Consider the following 18,702-nt stretch of genomic DNA (forward strand, 5'->3'; position numbering starts at 1 on the left):
AGGAGCCTTGACCTTGGCCCCACACTCTGGGCAATACCTTGAGGTATTGTGTTCTGACATCGTTTCCCCCCGATAAGATTAGAACATCGTCAAGCTATCCCAGACGATAGGGAGTGGCTCCATTTGTTTCCATTATTATTCCGGCCTTGTGCCGTGTCATGACCTAGCGAAGATATTCACGCCCCAAGTAAACACCTAAAGCGGTATTTGTAGACAAAAAACTACGGTTCGACTTATTTCATCTTGGCTAATAGTATGCTTGTGCCATCTGACGGTGCCTAATAGCTGTTTTCCCTGGTGGGGGTTGGTACTGTTCGACGTAGCCTTTTTCACGCTACCTAAGACTAGCTGCGGTGTTATGCGTGCAATATCGTCACTCTGCACTGTCGGGCAGCTTAAGGAGAACCTTTTCTTCGTCGCTCAACACTTTTCACTGGAAAATGGCCACCTGTGGTGGTCTAATGAACAGGTGGCTGAGGCTGTTGGCTTATTGATGAAAGGAGGGGAGTGAGATGTGATGTTTCCGAGGAACTCGAACGCTTAACGACGCGCTGGCGATGGTTTGCCGACGTGGGCGTTCGCTGCTGCGCGGTTGGTTAAGCGGCCGTGGGGCTGCGTCGCTGAAAGCTCCTGGACCCACGCTACGGGGCGCTCGTTGATAGCGCGTTCGAAATGGCTGGCTGAGATCTTTCGGTCGCTGGAAGCTCCCTCAAGATGACATCCGCAAGTCAGAAATCACCATTCAGAAATCACCATTCAGAAATCATAAATCCAAACTCCCCTGGCCCCCGAATCCTGCTCCCTGACTCCTCCCAAAAATAGTTTCCCATGGGTGGGAATCTATTTTGGGCACATTGATCGGAGGTGTTGGTGTAACTCACTGCATACAAACGACTTGCGATTGTTTCTCATCGCAAAAATAGATTCCCATCGGATGCGTTTTGGGAAATGGGAATCTATTCGAGCGCGAAAACCGCTTGTTTTATAGGGTGGGCTCGGATTCAATTTTCCCATCGGTGGGAACATTGGGAATCTATTTCTCGCTTCGGGGAATCGTTGCTAATCACGCATAAAAAAGACCGGAACAATCGGGTGATTGTTCCGGTCGAGAATCTTGCCAGGCGGTGCGAGCCTGGCGGGTTTCGTTGTGAGATCGTGGGCTGTTACAGCACCGTGTCGAGGTCGCCCTTCCAGCGGACGAACCCTTCGATCGCTTCGTACTCGGCCAGGCCGAGGGCGTCGAACAGTTGGGCGGTCGAGCGGTTGCGGTCTTCGGCACGTTGCCAGAACTCGCGTGGGTCGGATCCTGGGAACAGGGCTTTGTCCTTTTGTGATTCGTGCTTGAAGATCGCCGCCCGCTTGCGCATCAGCTCTTGCGGGCTGATCGGCACCGACATTTCGAGCTGGTGGGGACCCCATTCCTGCCAGGCACCACGGTACAGCCAGACTGCACTATCCTGATACCACGATTCTTCCTTCAATCGCAGGCAAGCATTCAGCACGGCAGCCAAGCAGGTGCGGTGCGTGCCGTGCGGATCGGAAAGGTCACCAGCACAGTAAATCTGATGCGGCTGAACCTTGTTCAACAGATCCATCGTCATCTGAATATCTTCGTCGCCGAGCGGCTTCTTCCGCACCCGACCTGTTTCGTAGAACGGCAGGTCCTGGAAGTGGAGTTGCTCGGCCGGCACGCCGCAGAAGCGGGTGGCTGCCCGGGCTTCGGCACGACGAATAATACCCTTGATAAACTGAACTTCAGGACTATCGACTTGACCAGGTTGCTTGTTTTTGACGAACTCTTCGATGTGGGCTTCGAGCTCCCCGGTGCGTTGGGGATCGATGCCGAAGTGTCGATTGAATTCGGCTGCAAACTCGGCGAAGCGAATCGCGTCGTCGTCGAACACGGCAATGTTGCCCGACGTCTGGTAGGCGACATGCACTTCGTGACCTTGGTCGACCAGGCGAATGAGCGTACCGCCCATCGAGATCACATCGTCATCCGGATGCGGCGAGAAGATCAGCACCCGCTTGGGATAGATGTGTTCGTGGGCCTGCGAACGATCGCCCGGCTTCTTTTCGTGGTCGGGCTTACCGCCGGGCCAGCCGGTGATGGTGCTCTGCAGCGAGCGGAAGACTTGCAGGTTGATCTCGTAGGCCGAGCCGCGCGTGGCGACCAGGTCCTGCAGACCTTCCTCGTTGTAGTCTTCCTCGGTCAGCTTGAGCACTGGCTTGTCGACTTGCTGAGCCAGCCAGATGACCGCTTTGCGGATGAGGGTTTCGTCCCACTTCACCTTGCCGAGCGTCCACGGGCAGCGGCGGCGAGTCAGGTGCTCGGCCGCGGCTTCGTCGATGAAGAACTGCGAGTTGGGATGTTTTTGCAGGAAGCTCGCAGCGACCGAGCTGGTGATTTCGCCTTCGATGGCTTCGGCCGTGATGCGTGCTTTGCCTTCGCCGAAGGCCATGATCACCACTTGGTGGGCGTCGAGAATGGTGCCGACACCCATGGTGATCGCCCGGCGAGGCACGTTGTCGTCGCCGAAGAAGTCGCTCGCTGCATCACGGCGCGTAATGCGGTCGAGCGTGATCAAACGGGTGCGGCTGTTGCGGCCGGAGCCTGGCTCGTTGAAGCCGATGTGGCCGGTGCGACCAATGCCGAGCAGCTGCAGATCGATGCCGCCGCACTGCTGAATGGCCTGCTCGTAACGACGGCAGTAATCGTCGACGTCGGTGTCGACCAGCGTACCATCGGGAATGTGGATGTTGGCCGGATCGATATCGACATGGTCGAACAAGTGCTCATGCATGAACCGCACGTAGCTTTGCAGCTCGTGAGGTTGCATGGGGTAGTACTCGTCGAGGTTGAAGGTAATGACGTTGCGGAACGACAGGCCTTCTTCCTGGTGCATGCGAACCAGCGCGTTGTACACGCCGACCGGGGTGCTACCGGTGGCGAGACCCAGCACGCAAGGGCGACCTTCGCCTTCGCGGGTGCGAATGAGCGCGGCAATCTGCTGCGCGACGGCCAGGCTGGCTTGCGTGGCGTGACGGAACACGCGGCAAGGGATCTTTTCTACTTCATCCAAAGGGACATTGTCGAAGCGGAGTTGCATCGAAGATTCGGAAGGTCGATTCGAAGGGCGTTCAGAAACAGTACTCATAGCTTTATTGGATTTTCTCAATGGCTTGGGGTAATTCAGGGTCGACGATGCCGCGTTCGCCCTTTCCTTCTTCGTCGATGCGGCGATTGGCGTGATCAAGTATCACCGGCAGATCCGCCTGCCAATACTTTTCGCGGTTGCTTCTTTCGGGGGCTTGCAGAGGACGAACAAGACGAAAGCCTACCAGTTGGCCTTCGTACGAGGCAAACCACCAGGAGCTTGAAGGAACGTTCGGGTCGAACGACTTCCAGTCTTGGCTCGATTCGGCGCGGCTGGTTACCGTGCATTCATCGGCCATGCTGTCCCACGAGCCACCTTTTACCACGCGGGGGAATACTTCGGTGGGCCACGAAACCGCTTGATCAACAGTTGCTTTGCTGCCGTCGGCTGGTCCGTCGGCGGGGGGATTCGCCGAGTCGAGCACCCACTCGCCGGCGTTGCCATGCATGTCGTGCAGGCCCCAGGCGTTGGGCTTCTTCTTGCCGACTGGCCCGGTCTGCATGTCGTTCATGTCGTCGTACCAGGCGTACTCTTCCAGTTCGTCTTCATCGTCGCCGAAGCTGTAGAGGGTGGTGCTGCCAGCACGGCAGGCGTATTCCCATTCGGCTTCCGACGGCAAGCGATAGAAGTTCTGGCCAAGCAAGCTCAGCCATTTGGTGTACTGCTTCGCAGCGAACTGGGTCATCGACACGGCCGGCTGATTCGGTTCGTCGCCGGTGTCGTAGGTGAAGCCAGGGTCGTACAGCTTGGAAGGAGCGGTAACCGCATCCAATTTGTTTTCATCCGTCACTTGGCGAAGCTTTTGGTCGTCGAACTTGGCAAACACAATCGCCAGGTTCATGAACTTCTTGTACTCGGCCCAAGTGACCTCGGTTTTACTCATCCAGAAAGGTTCGATCTGGACATGAAGGGTTTTGTCGCCCTGCTTGAATTCGTACTCACCACCGGGCACCGGCACCATGGCAAAGGTGACATCGGTGCCGGGGATGGTATCGGTATATTCGACCATGTACCCCTGGTCGGTCTTGACCGAGCGCCCCTCTGCAGGGGGCTCGGCCATAAGACCAGGAGTTTCGGCGTGCAGCTGCGGGCAAATGCCCACGGCTGCCAGCAGAGCGATCGCTATCGGAAACGTTGTTATTACTCGAAGCATGCTCTCGTACTATCCTTGATAAACGCTTGCCAGATCACCCAATTGAGTCCGCCCGGGGATGGCCACAGGAGGCTCAGGCAGATCGACCCAATCGTAGGTCGTGGGGCCCAGGCGGTTCGTGTCGTTGATGCAGTCTTCCCAAGTCAGGGTCTTACCAGTATAGCAAGCCATGCGGCCCATGATGGCCAGCATCGTGCTATTGCACATGTAATCGCCATTGGCGATTGGCTTGCCGTCGCGGATGCTCTTGAAGAACTCTTGGTGCTCCACGCGATACATGCTGGGACGATCGCCGCGGTAACGCCAGGTGCGCTTGCCGTTGTTGTCGTAAACCACGTTCTTCAGCACTTCGGCCTGGCCGTTGGTGCCGAGCACGCGCTCGTCGACGAACGTGTCGGTGTTGTCCTGCTGGCGGCAAGTGAAGTACACGTGCTTGCCATTGGGGAACTCAAAGAACACGGTGAAGTGGTCGAAGATGTGACCCCACTTCGGATCGGTCCGTTGTTGACGACCACCGATGCCCATGGCACTGATCGGGGCTTCGTCGCCAAGCATCCAGGCGCACTTGTCGAGGCTGTGAATCGCTTGCTCGGCGATGTGATCGCCAGACAGCCAGGTGTAGTACAACCAGTTACGAACCTGGTATTCCATGCGGCTCCACTCGGGATTGTCGCCCCGGTGCCACAGGGTGCCAGCGTTGTACTTCGATTCGATGGCCACGATGTCGCCGATGGCCTTCTCTTCGAGAATCTGCTGCATGGTCGCACGCACCGCGTGGTCGTAACGCCAGCAGAGACCCGAGACAATCGACAGGCCTTTTTCCGCAGCAATCTTGCACGATTCCTGCACGTGCTTCACGCCAGGGGCATCGACCGCTACTGGCTTTTCGACAAAGCAATGCTTGCCAGCTTCGACCGCGTAGCGAAGATGCTCGGGGCGGAAGTGAGGCGGCGTGGCCAGCACTACCACGTCGACCGAGTCGATCACCTTCTTGAAGTTATCGAAACCGTCGTACATGGTCTCTTTGGTCACGTCGACGCGATCGCTTACTTCAGCGTTCGCGGTGAAGTCCGTCAGGGCGCCTTCAGCACGATCCATGAATGCATCGCCAAGGGCGACCAGGCGGGCGTTCTTGTCAGCCATCAAGGCATCGATCGCGGCACCGCGACCACGACCACCGCAGCCGATCAAACCGACACGCAACGTTTCGTCGGTGCCAGCTGCGTGGGCGTACTGTGGTACGGTCATGGCTGCCAGGGCCGAACCGGCGATGGCAGAGTGTTTCAGAAAGTCTCGACGGCTATTGGGCGATGGGTTGGAGGAACTGTCCGACATAGTATTTCGTACTCCTTTGATCGTAAGTGGAGGAAAGTGTTGAGGGCTGCTTTACAGCATCAGCACTTTGTTCATACGTTCCGCAATTTCGGCCAGTCGTTCCCGACCGCCGCCGCCTACTTCGGCTGTGCACCATCCGGTGTAGCCAATCTCTTCCAAAGCTTCACACACAGCGGGCCAGTTTACATCGCCATCGCCAATCTTGCAGAATCCATTTTGCTTGCCCCAGTCCTTCACGTCGAGTTTTACGATGCGATTTCCCAGAACTCGTACCCAATTTTCACTTGGGCTGAACTTGCGTACATTGCCAATATCGAAATAAGCACCCACCCAGGGACTATTAATCTCGTCCAAATAATCCCGCAGTTGTTCGGGAGTCTCACAAAATCCATTCCAGACGTTTTCGATCAGTACCCGCACGCCGAGCTTGCTGGCGGTCGGAAGTACCAAGAGAATCTGCTCGATCGAGCGATTCCAAACGTCGTCGTGGGTCTCTTGATCCCCACGCACCGCGCCGGGAACCAGCAAGATGGTGTTGCCGCCATACGATTGGGTTTCCTTCAAGCCGACGATCAAGTCTTCGCGAGCCTGTTCGCGAACCGCCGGATCGGGATCGGAAAGCCGCACTTGCCAGTGTTTTTGGCCAACGGTCCCATGGACTGGCATCTCGGTCGCTTCCGATGCCGAGCGTACTTCCTTGGCGTCGTGCAGACCAGGCGTGGTGAGTTCCATGCCGTCGAAGCCGAGTTCTTTGCAGATCTCAAACTTCTCGAGCACCGTGCTGCCGGCACCGATCATGCCCCATTTTACCGACTTAAAAATGCGCCCGCGATTCGCCGGCGTCGTAGCAGGCGATTGGGCGGTTGCCAGGCCTGGAATCGCCAGTCCTGCAGCAAGGGTACCAGCGGCAAGCATGAATTGGCGTCGATCATGCCCATGTTCGGTCAGTTGCCCGGACGGGCGGGGGAGGGTCGTCATTGGTCTAATTCCACAGGGGCGCGAAACGTAATCTCAGTTGGCAGCGAGGTTTACCTACTAAGTGCAGCCCAAGCTCATTGTTGTCAGCAAAAACAGGTGGGAATACCCAAGAGGGCGTTATTCTCTCTCGGTGTCGCGCAAAAAGCAAACATTGCGGCCATTTATTGTTATTTGAGCGCTTTGGGCATTCCCTTACACGAGAAACGAAAAAACGAACTGAATTTCTGTTTTTTCGGCCATTCAAAGCACCAGCGGCCCCAGCCAGAAACACATCGAAAACGCCTTGAGCACCGGGATGCCGACGATAACCAGCGCCCCCCAAGCGCAGAAGTAATAAGTAAACCTCCGCGGATCGATCGGCCGCACGAGAAGTGGCTTTTCGGGATGGCGCAAGATTTGCCACCCCAGCGCGAGGGCGGAGATGGTGACCAAGAGCGCGGTCGAAAACTCGGAGAGCATAAGCATATCGCTATACATCTCCAGCACTTCGGCCAGGGAAGCGGGTTCGTACCGGAGTGCCACATCTACAAACGCCCGCAAGCTGGCAACTGCCACAAAGCCGGAGCCCAGCAGAAGCAGCAGACTTCTCGCGTCTTTAGGAACATCGAGTTGCTCGGGCGACGAGATTTGTGCGGCACTAGAAGTCGCCAGCCACCAAACCAAGCCGACCAGCATCAGGATGCCGGCGAGCGTATCCGAGGCCAATCGTGCCGTGCCGACCGACGCCATGTCGGGATTGATGCGAGGGAACTCGCAATAATGAAACCACAGATCGAAGCCAGCCAGTGCCAAGAGTCCAGCGACAAACAGCCACCGCGCTGTCGATTGCTTCGATGGATCGATCCGGCGACTCTCTCGCACCAGGATCAAAGCAGTCGCAACGACCACCATTGCTGCGATGGTGGCGGCCCAGAACGAAAAATAGCCTTCGAGTTGGTGATGAGGGAAGGCCCCTTCGCGTTGCAACCACAGGGGTTCGTAGCTCTCGATATGGTTGATCGCCACATGGACCAGCATGGTGAGATTCGAACGATTCACCAGCACAAAGCCACCAAAGATAAGGCCGGTGCCAATGGTTAAGAGATTGATGGTCCTACTGAGTCGTCCCGCGCGACGGTCGCGATTCGGAGGACAAAGGAATAGCCGAACCGAAGCGAGCGAGCAGAAGATCCACAAGGTATCCGGCCAAAGAGGAGTCCAAACCATAAGGGACTCTTCGCCTCTTGGTTTTTCCAAAATTGCTCGCTCAAACAGGATGCTAAGAATTAGCAGAATACAGATGCCGAACGTCATGCATAAACAAGCAACGAATCGATTCCAACGAGCAAAGTTAAGCGGGCGCGAAGTGGGTTGCTCTATTCGCACGAGCGAGCGCAGGTGCCCCACCATCGCAAAGACCATCAACAAGGCTCCCGTTGCCTCGCAAGCAGGAAACCAGCGGAGCGATACTTCGTCACTCGCATTGAGCGGGCGACCAACCGCGAGCCCAGCGGCCACGGCCACGGTGATCCAAAGCAATTGGCCGAGCGAGAATTTTGGTAGTCGGAATATCCACCAACTGGGCATCGATCAACCGTTCAGGGGGCCTTGCTCGGCGATCTGTTGCAAGATTGCGCCGGCTTCTTGTACTTGTTCCATCGATACGTCGCGATGCACCACGGCGCGGACGCGATGGGGATCGAGGTCGAACATCGCGACGCCTTGCTCTCGGGCGCGGGCGACGAACTCGGCTGCGGTGCCCCAACTTGGTTTCACTTGGAAGAACAGCAGGTTGGTTAGCTGCGGGCCGGGGCGTTCGATTTCCAGGTGCGGGGCGGTGTCGATCGCGGTGCGTAGCACGTCGGCTTTATCGTGGTCCTCAGCCAGACGAGGAAGGTGGTGTTCGAGGGCGTGCATCGCTGCGGCGGCCAGGATGCCGCATTGTCGCATGCCGCCGCCGAGGGCTTTGCGAGTGCGACGGGCTTCGGCAATGAGTTCGGTGGGGCCCACCAGCGCCGAGCCGACCGGGGCGCCGAGTCCCTTCGAGAAGCAGACGCTCACGGTATCGAAGTGCCGCGCCCACTCGGCCGCCGACCGCCCGGAAGCGACCACCGCGTTCCAGAGCCGGGCTCCGTCGAGGTGTCGAGCGAGTCCCGCCTCGGCCGCCCACTGGCAAACTTCGGCAACTCCCTGATAGTCGAGCACCACCCCACCATGACGATTATGCGTATTCTCCAGGCAGAGCAACTTGGTTCGCGGATGGTGCAGGTCGCTACCTCGCACGCGCGGTGCCAGCTGCTCGATGGTAGGGAGTCCGCTCGGGGTCACCACCGGTTGAGTGGCGACGCCAAACAATTGGGCGTAGGCTCCTTGTTCGTAGTGATAGATATGACATTGAGCTTCGCAGAGGAATTCGTCCCCCGGCCGGCAGTGCACCCGCACTCCCAACTGGTTGCCCATGGTGCCGGAGGGGACGAACAGCGCGGCCGGTTTGCCGAGCAACTCGGCGACTTGCTGCTCGAGGGCGTTGACCGTGGGGTCTTCCACCATCACGTCGTCGCCCACCTCGGCCTGAGCCATGGCTTCGCGCATGGCGGGAGTCGGTTTCGTTACAGTATCGCTGCGAAGATCAATCATCGACGGTCGTCCGGCTCGAAAGTGGGGGGCTGGGGGCTCAGGGAGGCAAACGTGTATTATGGTGTTTGCTCCAATCATTGTCATTTGCCATGGGCCTGCGAGGCAAGGCGGCACCCAAACCGGTGCCACTGCCGCCGCATCGGCCCCCAGCCCTGAACCTTTCGCTATGTTACGCATCGACACTACCAAGCCCGAAGCCGCTGGGCAAATTGAATCGCTACGACAGAAGCTGGCCCCCGCCAGTGGCGACGTGGTTAGCGAGGCGGGCCGCCGAAAAACGATGGAGGTCTTTGGCGAGCCGCTGACGCCGGTTGAGGTGGTGAAGCGAATTTGCCAGGACGTCCGCGAGCGGGGACTCGACGCGGTATTGGAATACACAGCCAAGCTCGACGGTGCGGAACTCACCGCCGAGACGATTCGGGTACCGCAGGAAGACTTGGCCGCCGCACACCAGGCAGCCGACAGCGAGTTCCTGGCGACCATCCGACGGATTCGCGAGAACGTGCTGCGGTTCCAGTCGGCCATCCTGCATAGCGACACCACGGTACCGCTCGACGCCGGCGGTTGGCTGCGGCAACGCTACTTGCCGATCGAGCGGGCGGGGCTGTGCGTGCCGGGCGGGGCAGCAGCCTATCCCTCTACGGTGTTGATGACTGCGGTGCCAGCGCAAGCGGCCGGCGTAAAAGAGCTGGTGGTGGTCGCCCCCCCGACACCATTCGGAAGTTACAACAACGACCTGCTCGCAACCTGTCACGAGCTTGGCATCCGCGAAGTCTATCGACTCGGTGGAGCCCAAGCCGTAGCGGCCATGGCTTACGGGCTAGGTTCCGACGCGAACGCCGAGCTGATGCGTCCAGTCGACAAGATCGTTGGGCCTGGCAACTTGTTTGTCGCGCTGGCGAAGAAGTACGTGTTCGGCGACGTCGATATCGATTCGATCGCTGGCCCGAGCGAAGTGATCGTGATCGCCGACGAGACGACCAACGCCGAATACACCGCGGCCGACCTGCTCGCCCAGGCCGAGCACTCGCCGGGCAGCAGTGTGCTGATTACCTGGCACGCTCCGCTGATCGACCAGGTGGAAGCACAACTCGAGCAACAACTGGCCGAGCTGAGCCGCAGCGATCTCACGCGCCAGGCGCTCGAGGAGTTCGGCGCGTTGATCCTGGTGAGCGATCGCGAAGAAGCGGCCGCGCTGGCCGATCAACTAGCGACCGAGCATTTGCACATCACGTGTCAGCAGCCCGAGCAGTTGCTCGATCAGATTCGAGCCGCCGGAGCGGTGTTCCTAGGACCTTACTCGCCCGTGGCGGTCGGCGACTACGCGGCCGGCCCGTCGCATGTGTTGCCCACCGGAGCAACCGCCCGGTTCGCCAGCGGACTGTCGAGCAACGACTTTCTGCGGACAAACAGCGTGATCTCGTTTACCGCGGAGAATCTGAACCAAGTTTCGTCCGACGTGTTACTGATGGCCGAGAAAGAAGGCCTAACCGCCCACGCAGCTAGCGTTTCACGACGCGTGAAGTAGCTCTATCTGCTGCATCGAGCTGATCACAGGAGATTCGATATTACCCGGATTGTGGATATCCGCTAGCATGCCGTCCTCGTAATACGGTTCACGACTCGAGGGCGGAGTATCGCATGTTCCATCGGTTTACAAAGTTCCTCCGCCAGCATGTTCGCCTCCCTGCCAGCGTGGTCGTGTTGCTGGTGGTGTTAGTCCTGCTGTACGGCGTTCGCGGGGCCTGCACCGTGGTTTGGGGCATGCTGGTCGCGATGGCCGCGGCCCTACTCGGCGGTGGCGATGAGCAGGTGGTGGCCGGAGTCGTATGGCGCACGTTGCCGCTCGCCTTGGCATCGGCCGGCGTGGTATTCGCCGTGCGGAGTCGCTGGCTAACGCTGGACGGCATTCAGTCGTACCTGGCTGTGGCCGCCATCGTGCTTGGAGCCGCAGCGGTGGGGAATGCTTGCCATGAACAGTCCAGCCGCAGCGTCGCGGTACTCGCTGTGAAGACGGATGAGGATTCAAGCTCCCGGCAACAGTCGCCAGCAAAGCCGGTTGGTTTGCCATCGTTGAATCAAGGGCAGGGGATGGCATTCGACCTGGCCGGCGACGCAGCTCTGCAGGCCGACGTGCAGCCATCGTCATGGCAGCAGATGGGAGCGATTCGCTGGTTCGCCAAGCCCGACCTCGCCCGCCAGCCGCAACCGATTCCGCCCGTTCGCCTGTTTGGGGAGGGTCCCGGGGTGCTCGGCTGGATCGGCAGTGCGGTGAATCAGCTACTGGGATATTTGATTACCTACGAGCCTCGGTTGTTCTTAGCCTCGCTCGTCGCTGGCGGCTTTGTCGGCTGGCAGCTACATGGTCGCGTGTCGAAGGCCAACGCGGTAATCGCCGATCTAGTCAGTGGCAACTCGGACGAAAACGTGACGCGGAAAGCCGCTTGAATCGCGGCAAACTGCAGCCGAACGGGCGACAGTCTTTCACCGTGCAGCCGGTATTACCGCTACGTTCCTTGCATTTGCAAGTGAATTAAAGGGTTCTTGTCTAGCCGTTTTTCGCGACTCGGCTGCCCGTGATTTGTGAACTATCTTTGTGAAAGTCGGGGTTCATGTAGTCCTCGATCCACTGTATCTGCTGTTGGTTCGTGAGGACTCTCATGCAAGCCGAATGGATAAACCCGTTTGTGGTTGCCACCGTTTCGACGTTTGAAACAATGCTGCAGTGCGGCATTACCCGTGGTACGCCGTTTTTGAAAAAAGATCGTCAGCCAGGTTACGAAGTAAGTGGTTTGATGTCCATGGAAGGGAATGCCCGAGGACTCGTCGTAGCAAGTCTTGATCGCGAAGTCGCGATAAAGGCTACCGAGCACTTCATGGGCAGCGCGACCGGCGCCATCGATGCCGACGTGATCGACGTAGTCTGCGAAATAACCAATATGATCGCAGGTGGTGCGAACAATCGATTGGAAAGCTTGGAAATGCGTATTGGCTTGCCGTCGGTCGTGACCGGCAAGAACCATGTGATTAGCTACCCAACGGGAGTAGCCACTATTTCTATCCCGTTCCAAACCGATTGGGGTCCACTGTGTGTGGATGCCAGTATCAAGGGTTCATCTGAGATTGAGTCTTCCTCTAAGGATAAAGTATCCAAAGAGGGCAGTTTATCCACCGTGGGAGCGTGAGTATGAGAGCACTAATTGCCGACGATGCTAAAATGATGCGGACGGTGATTCGCCGGACGCTAGAGGGTATGGGAGTCGATGGTATCGTGGAAGCGGAAGACGGCACCCAAGCCATTGATGCATTCCGTAGCGATGTCTTCGATATCGTACTTACCGACTGGAACATGCCCTTCAAGAACGGTCTGGAAGTACTAAAGGCGATCCGCGAGTCGGATTCCAAGGTGCCGGTGATCGTGATCACTACCGAAGGCCAGCAGAAGTACGTGCTCGAAGCCGTGAAAGCTGGTGTATCGGATTATATTCTGAAACCGTTCGAGGCGGCTACGCTCAAAGAGAAGGTTGAGAAGCTGCTTCCCAGCCTGGTTTAAGTTGCAATCGCAAATGGGTCGCGCGAAGGATCGCGAAGACCCATTCGCACAATCTAGATGCCCGTGTCGAAGCGAATGGGTTCTCGACACTTTCTTTCGCATCATGGTAGAGCCCCAGTTTCGGTGGGCTTCTCGTCTGTCTTTGATAGATGAGTGCTATCTCTCTGCATTTCTCCGCGGTGTGTTTTTCACTGTCAGCTAATCAGTTCTCGAAGGCCATTGCAGGACTGTCCTGGCGCGCAGGGTGATCATAACAGCCTGTTTTTAAAAGCTGCATGTGTGTTAATCGCCTTGCGAAAAGACATGTCTCTCGTGTGGATTCGGTATTGCAGATCCCATAGCTGCGCTTTTGCGCGTGTCTACCGCAATTAGGTGAAATAAATGAGACAGGTGCAGAAAACTGTTGCCTGTGACCTAGTGTCTAGTAACGAAGATCTGGCAGATAAGTGTTGGCGTTCCTCCAGATCTAGGCTGAAGGTCCAGGTTGACCTGCAGTCAATCGAAAGCGTCTTGTGCCAAAGTTTGGCGTAGCTGTTTTACCTGTAGGTTGCGAAAGATCATGTCTGCATCATTCACCATTCGGCGAAATCGAAAGCGACCCAGTCGTGTTTTGTTGAAGGGCGACGTCTGCGTGCCCGTGGTTGAAGATTTGCAAGAAGCACTTCAAACACTCGCCAATGAAGAGGTGAAGCTGAGCATTGATTGCCAGCATGCGACGCACCTCGACGGAGCTGTGTGCCAACTGTTGCTGGTAGCAAATCAGTCGTGGCCTGGTGGGTCGGACTGTTTTGACTTGATCAATGTGTCTCCAGAGTTGCAAGAGCATCTTGAGCGTTCAGGCGTGTGTGATGCAACAGGTGCCCTCACGTCGTAAATCAGCATTCCATTTTTATTCCATAGACTGAACCTGCGAAGAAGCTATGAGTAAGACCGCCCTAGTTGTCGACGACTCTCGATCGCTGCGGACCATGGTCAGCGATACCCTTGAGGAAGCTGGCTACAACGTACTGCAGTGTGCCAATGGCCAAGAGGCGCTGGACACTGTTGCTGAGAAGAGCGTGGATTTCGTGATCACCGACGTCAACATGCCTTTGATGGATGGTTTGACGTTGGTCAAGCGATTACGCAGCCTTCCCGGAATGCAGTACATCCCGATTTTGATTCTCACCACGGAATCGACAAGCAATATGAAAAATCGGGGCAGGCTGGCCGGTGCGACAGGCTGGATGGTCAAGCCATTCAATCCCGCTCAATTGATCAATGTAGTCACTCGGATTGTTGCCTAAGGAGTGCGCGCCGTGTCCACGAATGTCAAGAATTACCGCAATATCTTCTTTGAAGAGTCGATTGAGCATCTGGCCGATGTCGAAGCCGGATTGCTTGGACTCGAGGGAGATCCCAACGATAGTAGTTTGCTGGATCAAGTATTCCGTGGAGTGCACTCCATCAAAGGTGGTGCGGCCACATTTGGACTTGAAGCGGTCGCAAACTTCTCTCACTCGTTGGAAAACCACCTCGATCGATTGCGAGCAGGTGAGTGCGAAAACGATGCAAACTCTGCAGATGCTCTGTTTCGGTCGGTAGACTGCTTGCGGGCGCTCGTCGAGGCTGCGCAGAGCGAGGAATCGTTAGAGGCCGACACCACTCGCGAGATCGAAGAAATCACGAACATTCTCAGCTTTGTGCAAGAAGCAGCTCAGGAAGCGATTGTGCCTGTTGAAGCTCCTGTGGTTGTCGCCGCAGCTGAGGTGCCGGTAAACACAAAGCAGGACTGGAGTATCACCTTCGTGCCAGGGCCGGGCGCCTTTCAGAACGGTCTTGATCCAACTCTCATTTGGCGCGAACTTAGCCAGTTGGGAGATTTGAAAGTCGAACTCGACAATTCCAACTGGCCTTGTTGACTAACTCCACTCGAACTGTGGAAGCCCGAGTTGGGTGAATTGATTGATGATTTTACAGCGCAAGCGGGCTTCCGTTTGTTGGTTTTCGAATACTCGGTTTTTGAGATGGCTCCCAAAGCTTTGTTTCACTCGGTACATGGTCGTTTCCGCCAAGCTTCTACGATGATAGCCCACTTCCTCTTTCCAACTCCTACGCCCCTTGCGTCGAATCTGACGAATTGCCTCGTCCCGGGGCAAAGGCTCCTCCGCAGAGTTGCCATGTTGTTTGATCTTGGCGTTGTGCTGCGGCGGAATCACCGGCTCAATGCCTTCGGATTCCAGCCCTTCATAAACCTTCCACTTGTCGTAACTACCGTCGCCGTGAAACTTTTTTACGGGCTGCTCCACCTGCTCCAGCATTTCGGGAACCGCATCGGCATCGTGGCAACTGTTCTCGGTCAAAATCTCCGCCACAATCTCGCGGGTGTCAGGATTCACCGACAAATGCAGCTTCCGCCATGTCCGCCGCTTCGACTTGCCATGCGTCCGCATCTTCCATTCGCCCTCGCCAAACACTTTCATGCCGGTGCTATCCACCACGATATCGATGTCGCCCCTCTTGTTAGCGATATCGAGCGAAACATTCAGCTTGCTGGCTCGCTTGGCGAGCGAAGAATAATTGGGAATCGCTGCCTCGACGCCCAACATCGCCACCAGCGAGCGGCCGAATCCCTCAGTCTGCCGATAGGGAAGTTTCAGCAGTTCGCGAATCGTCAGCAAGCACTCGATCGCCGTATCGCTGAAGACAAAAGGGCGACCGACTTTTGTCTGGTCGTTAGGATGTTCCCAGTTCTCCAACGCCTCGTCGCTAAACCAAATAGTGATGTTTCCACGCTCGATGAGCGACTTGTTATACTCCTTCCAGTTCGTGACTTTGTAGGTTCGTTTTTCTTTCGTAGCCATGTTCGATCTCCGTAAAAAAGGTACGTGGTTCCATTCCACGTTAGTTTTTACGGAGGTTTGTGACTAATTGTTCAACAAGGCCGTTTTAATGTGTAGAAACTCCAATTGATTGGAGTTTCCCGAGTGTCACGTTTTCACACTAGTCGCCCAGCCTGCAAAGCCCCCCATTCGGGTGGACGCACAAATCTATTTTTAATACTTCCTTACACGGAATAATTAGCTCTTTATTCCCTGCATGCTGGGCTAAGAACTCCAATCAAGTGGAGTTCCAGGGGCGGGCGACACTGGTAAGTAGTAAGCATGAAGTTAAGTAGGGGTAATAGTACTGTGGAAGGTAACACACGGGCCTCGAAGGCGGCCCAACCTGTATACGGTGTTTTGTCGAGCCGTTTATTCGAGGGGGTGCCACTCAAAATATCGTTCTAGGATTCTCTTTACTTTCTTATCGCTCCAATTATCGCCTAGTTCTCGGGCGATACTACTCCATGGCTTACCAAGCTGCGACAAGATGTAAGGTAGTTGTTTGGGAGCTTCCATGTTCCTAGGGCGTCCCCCCTTGCGGCTTGGGTTGTGAGTGTTGGCAGCACGCTTGCGAATGCCTGGTAGGTCCTTCGCGGGAGTGGTCAGCGGGTTGAGGGAAATGAAGTCCACACCGGGGAATCTACTCAACTTATGAGGGTGCCGACTAAAACGCTGGTAGTCAAATGCAACAATCGGGAATCCCTCTTTTTCGGCATGTTCTATTGCTGCCATTAATTGAGGGGTGCTCCTAGAACCGATTCGTTGCCCGGATTCACCGATTCCGGAGTAAAAGGCGGCAACGGGTAGCTGTCTATCCCGGGCGAACAACTCAACAGCATACTTTTGGTACTCACCCTTTCGGCTCTCGCCGTCTTGGTTCGGCGAAGTACGTAGATAGCCGATGATTCCAGAGGTGTCGAGCCACCCGGTGTAAGATTCAACATCGTGAAGGTTGGAGGGAAACGGCTTTGAATTGTTGTCGCATTTAGGTAAACTTAAATGCATGACGATCATCCTAGTTAAGATCGTTAACCGCCCTCCAAGGTTGGCCGACCGTGGAGGGCACTTTTTTTGACACTGTTAGTTTTTGAAAAGGTTCCAGAGTTTCCGGTCGGCCTCTTCGCTTTCGGCCTGAATACGCTGCAGGGCGTCGTCTAGACGCTCATCTAGTGTCTTGGGCCTCGTTTTGGCTTCCGCGGCGGCTACTTTTGCGAGTTTGGCACCGGGTTGAGCAGCAGGAGGGCCAAGCTGGGGGTACTTCTTGAGCAACCGACTCACTGCAACTTGATGAAAGGGCCTACCATCCATCATTAAGTGGCCTTCGTCATTCAACCACTTTGCGATCTCACGTTGGGTCAATCCAAGGCTATTGAGTTCATAGAGTCTTGGCATGATGCTCTGGTAGTACTTATCTGCTTTTGACTGTCGAGCAGCACCAGCAGGGTGCTGGGGTACGGTTGCCATTTGTGGTATTCCTTGTTGGCGAGAACTGTACGGGTGCAACCTTGTCATTGTATCGTGTCTGTATAGAAATCCTAGCGCTTTTCTGGTAGATTCACACGATCCACCGTCCAGCAAAAAGCCCAGTCATATGGCCGGGCTTAAGGGAGAAGTGAGAGTAGTTATAAACAGCTAGATAACGTACAGCTTTTCTAACTCGTCGGTTGCCTGGAAAAGGGCAGCATATGCAGCTTGCACATAATGCCGCTTCATGCCTTTTTCAGCATGAGCTAAGAAAAGTTCTGTAAGATCTGGTCTGACTCTTTCTATCTCGTTTGCCGCCGACTTGCGGAAGTGTTTGAAACCCCGCTTGTCGTTTTTCAGTCCTGCCTTTTTCGTTGCCTTCAATCTGTTAAAGGCAAAGCTAACGCAGTCGTTGGTTACTAGCTTTCCGTTGTCGTTGATATTCTCGCGGTACAGAGACATTCCGTTTCGGTCGAGCAACAGCGGCCCACTGCTCTTATGGCTCCGATGCTTCTGCATTAGTTCTAGAGTAGAGGGCCAAAGCTTGGCTTTACTAGGTACACCACTTTTTTGGCGGTCACGGGTGACAATCCCGGTTTGCCAAGCAATCATGTTGGCTTCTAGAGTGGCAATGTCTCTTTGGGTGTACCCCAGATTAAGGCCTAGCATGATATACAATCGTGTCCGCTGACTGGCCTTGGACAACAGGAGTTTGATTTCCTCGGTGGTCCAAAAGAGGGGTTTCGGCTTGTCTCGTTTAACACGGGAGTAACTTGAAAGGTCTTTTGGCAAGTCATCAAGTATGTTCTGGTCTACTAGCCACTTAAGCCACTTGCGTACAGTGTCTAACCGCTTCTTAAGCGTGGCCTTGCCGATTTGATGCTCATCACCCGAATCTAAGAAACTCCATTGCTTATCACGGTATAAGTTCAGCATGGCCGCCGTGATCTCATCCACATAGATGGTCTGCGGGTAATTCACCCTGAGGAAGTCTCTGAAAGTCTTCAGCTTAGCGGTATCCTCTGACCACTGTTTAAGTGATAGCTCCTCTTGCTCGGTTTGGAGTTTTCGTTGTTCATGCCAGAAGTTGGCGAGTGCTTCAATTCGTAACTCCCCTGCATAAGGGTTGTTCTCATCGCTCACCACTAGCTCGGGATTCAAGAAAGGGCCGATACCGGTGCTGACGATCCAAGCCGGATCGTCGGCAGAGCGTGAGGCAGCAGGCGAAGCCCCTTTGGAAGTGTTGCGGGCCGCTGCTGGTGTTCGTACTGCTGCCGTGGTTGCTCTCACCGGGGCGGGGGGAATGTAAGTAGGTGCTGCGTTAAAAACTTGTTCTTCGGGTACTAAGGCCCCCGTTGTGGTGTAGGGACTCGGGCCGAGCCCGTCTATGTAAGCCTTGAGTCGCTCCCATTCTCTTAAGGCATTCTCATACCCCGTGCGGTCTCGTTTGCCGTTGGCTTGGCTTCTCATGTAATACGTCTTGCCCAGATATCTCTTTCGCCATCGCTTCGCGTGAGGCATCCAGGTTAGTTTGTAGGCGTAGGCCATTGCTGCAGTTGCTCCGAAATGTGACCAAAGGGG

Annotated in this window: 17 protein-coding genes; 7 read left to right on the top strand and 10 right to left on the bottom strand. The window is 55.9% G+C overall.

Annotated elements, in window-relative coordinates:
- Positions 1-1,163: 1,163 nt before the first annotated feature.
- The 6 genes from nagB to Pan181_RS08665 all read right to left on the bottom strand — a co-directional run bounded on the left by nagB (position 1,164) and on the right by Pan181_RS08665 (position 9,240).
- On the bottom strand, positions 1,164-3,158 hold the full coding sequence (gene nagB, locus Pan181_RS08640) for a glucosamine-6-phosphate deaminase (RefSeq protein WP_231943789.1): 1,995 nt from the start codon (positions 3,156-3,158) through the stop codon (positions 1,164-1,166).
- Positions 3,159-3,162: 4 nt separating this feature from the next.
- On the bottom strand, positions 3,163-4,311 hold the full coding sequence (locus Pan181_RS08645; RefSeq protein ID WP_145246444.1) for a formylglycine-generating enzyme family protein: 1,149 nt from the start codon (positions 4,309-4,311) through the stop codon (positions 3,163-3,165).
- Between the two features lie 9 nt (positions 4,312-4,320).
- Positions 4,321-5,646 (bottom strand): Gfo/Idh/MocA family protein, encoded by a 1,326-nt coding sequence (locus Pan181_RS08650; RefSeq protein ID WP_145246445.1) that lies wholly within the window; start codon positions 5,644-5,646, stop codon positions 4,321-4,323.
- 51 nt (positions 5,647-5,697) lie between these two features.
- On the bottom strand, positions 5,698-6,624 hold the full coding sequence (locus Pan181_RS08655) for a sugar phosphate isomerase/epimerase family protein (RefSeq protein ID WP_145246446.1): 927 nt from the start codon (positions 6,622-6,624) through the stop codon (positions 5,698-5,700).
- A 240-nt stretch (positions 6,625-6,864) separates the two neighbouring features.
- On the bottom strand, positions 6,865-8,190 hold the full coding sequence (locus Pan181_RS08660; RefSeq protein ID WP_197529059.1) for a hypothetical protein: 1,326 nt from the start codon (positions 8,188-8,190) through the stop codon (positions 6,865-6,867).
- Positions 8,191-8,193: 3 nt separating this feature from the next.
- Positions 8,194-9,240: a threonine aldolase family protein gene (locus tag Pan181_RS08665; RefSeq protein WP_145246448.1), complete on the bottom strand. Its 1,047-nt coding sequence runs from the start codon at positions 9,238-9,240 to the stop codon at positions 8,194-8,196.
- A gap of 166 nt (positions 9,241-9,406) precedes the next feature.
- Here Pan181_RS08665 and hisD point away from each other — a divergent pair, with 166 nt between their 5' ends.
- From hisD to Pan181_RS08700, 7 genes are all read left to right on the top strand, one after another.
- Positions 9,407-10,768 carry a histidinol dehydrogenase gene (gene hisD, locus Pan181_RS08670; protein ID WP_145246449.1) on the top strand — a complete coding sequence of 454 codons (1,362 nt, stop codon included), beginning with the start codon at positions 9,407-9,409 and terminating at the stop codon, positions 10,766-10,768.
- A 113-nt stretch (positions 10,769-10,881) separates the two neighbouring features.
- Positions 10,882-11,688, top strand: a complete 807-nt coding sequence (locus Pan181_RS08675) for a hypothetical protein (RefSeq protein WP_145246450.1) — start codon at positions 10,882-10,884, stop codon at positions 11,686-11,688.
- 212 nt (positions 11,689-11,900) lie between these two features.
- Entirely contained in the window at positions 11,901-12,425 is a 525-nt protein-coding gene (locus Pan181_RS08680) for a chemotaxis protein CheX (RefSeq protein WP_145246451.1), read from the top strand.
- A 2-nt stretch (positions 12,426-12,427) separates the two neighbouring features.
- On the top strand, positions 12,428-12,793 hold the full coding sequence (locus tag Pan181_RS08685; RefSeq protein WP_231943790.1) for a response regulator: 366 nt from the start codon (positions 12,428-12,430) through the stop codon (positions 12,791-12,793).
- 631 nt (positions 12,794-13,424) lie between these two features.
- The gene (locus Pan181_RS08690) at positions 13,425-13,667 is read left to right on the top strand and encodes a hypothetical protein (protein ID WP_197529060.1); all 243 of its coding nucleotides are present in this window, start codon (positions 13,425-13,427) and stop codon (positions 13,665-13,667) included.
- Between the two features lie 46 nt (positions 13,668-13,713).
- Positions 13,714-14,079 carry a response regulator gene (locus Pan181_RS08695; protein ID WP_145246454.1) on the top strand — a complete coding sequence of 122 codons (366 nt, stop codon included), beginning with the start codon at positions 13,714-13,716 and terminating at the stop codon, positions 14,077-14,079.
- Positions 14,080-14,091: 12 nt separating this feature from the next.
- Positions 14,092-14,694: an Hpt domain-containing protein gene (locus Pan181_RS08700; protein WP_197529061.1), complete on the top strand. Its 603-nt coding sequence runs from the start codon at positions 14,092-14,094 to the stop codon at positions 14,692-14,694.
- Here Pan181_RS08700 and Pan181_RS08705 read toward each other — a convergent pair whose 3' ends face one another.
- The 4 genes from Pan181_RS08705 to Pan181_RS08720 all read right to left on the bottom strand — a co-directional run bounded on the left by Pan181_RS08705 (position 14,695) and on the right by Pan181_RS08720 (position 18,669).
- On the bottom strand, positions 14,695-15,636 hold the full coding sequence (locus Pan181_RS08705) for an IS5 family transposase (protein ID WP_145244898.1): 942 nt from the start codon (positions 15,634-15,636) through the stop codon (positions 14,695-14,697).
- 390 nt (positions 15,637-16,026) lie between these two features.
- Entirely contained in the window at positions 16,027-16,662 is a 636-nt protein-coding gene (locus Pan181_RS08710; protein ID WP_197529062.1) for a recombinase family protein, read from the bottom strand.
- Positions 16,663-16,737: 75 nt separating this feature from the next.
- The gene (locus Pan181_RS08715; RefSeq protein ID WP_145246457.1) at positions 16,738-17,121 is read right to left on the bottom strand and encodes a hypothetical protein; all 384 of its coding nucleotides are present in this window, start codon (positions 17,119-17,121) and stop codon (positions 16,738-16,740) included.
- Positions 17,122-17,289: 168 nt separating this feature from the next.
- The gene (locus Pan181_RS08720) at positions 17,290-18,669 is read right to left on the bottom strand and encodes a hypothetical protein (RefSeq protein WP_145246458.1); all 1,380 of its coding nucleotides are present in this window, start codon (positions 18,667-18,669) and stop codon (positions 17,290-17,292) included.
- Positions 18,670-18,702: the final 33 nt, after the last annotated feature.

Origin of the sequence: Aeoliella mucimassa (assembly GCF_007748035.1) — a bacterium.
Lineage (GTDB): Bacteria > Planctomycetota > Planctomycetia > Pirellulales > Lacipirellulaceae > Aeoliella > Aeoliella mucimassa.

Bases quoted from the DNA above. Each gene is read 5' to 3' on its own strand.
- Pan181_RS08705 (WP_145244898.1), bottom strand. From the start codon at position 15,636: ATGGCTACGAAAGAAAAACGAACCTACAAAGTCACGAACTGGAAGGAG.
- Pan181_RS08710 (WP_197529062.1), bottom strand. From the start codon at position 16,662: ATGCATTTAAGTTTACCTAAATGCGACAACAATTCAAAGCCGTTTCCC.
- Pan181_RS08665 (WP_145246448.1), bottom strand. From the start codon at position 9,240: ATGATTGATCTTCGCAGCGATACTGTAACGAAACCGACTCCCGCCATG.
- Pan181_RS08685 (WP_231943790.1), top strand. From the start codon at position 12,428: ATGAGAGCACTAATTGCCGACGATGCTAAAATGATGCGGACGGTGATT.
- Pan181_RS08720 (WP_145246458.1), bottom strand. From the start codon at position 18,669: ATGGCCTACGCCTACAAACTAACCTGGATGCCTCACGCGAAGCGATGG.
- Pan181_RS08680 (WP_145246451.1), top strand. From the start codon at position 11,901: ATGCAAGCCGAATGGATAAACCCGTTTGTGGTTGCCACCGTTTCGACG.
- nagB (WP_231943789.1), bottom strand. From the start codon at position 3,158: ATGAGTACTGTTTCTGAACGCCCTTCGAATCGACCTTCCGAATCTTCG.
- Pan181_RS08675 (WP_145246450.1), top strand. From the start codon at position 10,882: ATGTTCCATCGGTTTACAAAGTTCCTCCGCCAGCATGTTCGCCTCCCT.
- Pan181_RS08695 (WP_145246454.1), top strand. From the start codon at position 13,714: ATGAGTAAGACCGCCCTAGTTGTCGACGACTCTCGATCGCTGCGGACC.
- Pan181_RS08715 (WP_145246457.1), bottom strand. From the start codon at position 17,121: ATGGCAACCGTACCCCAGCACCCTGCTGGTGCTGCTCGACAGTCAAAA.
- hisD (WP_145246449.1), top strand. From the start codon at position 9,407: ATGTTACGCATCGACACTACCAAGCCCGAAGCCGCTGGGCAAATTGAA.
- Pan181_RS08645 (WP_145246444.1), bottom strand. From the start codon at position 4,311: ATGCTTCGAGTAATAACAACGTTTCCGATAGCGATCGCTCTGCTGGCA.
- Pan181_RS08655 (WP_145246446.1), bottom strand. From the start codon at position 6,624: ATGACGACCCTCCCCCGCCCGTCCGGGCAACTGACCGAACATGGGCAT.
- Pan181_RS08650 (WP_145246445.1), bottom strand. From the start codon at position 5,646: ATGTCGGACAGTTCCTCCAACCCATCGCCCAATAGCCGTCGAGACTTT.
- Pan181_RS08660 (WP_197529059.1), bottom strand. From the start codon at position 8,190: ATGCCCAGTTGGTGGATATTCCGACTACCAAAATTCTCGCTCGGCCAA.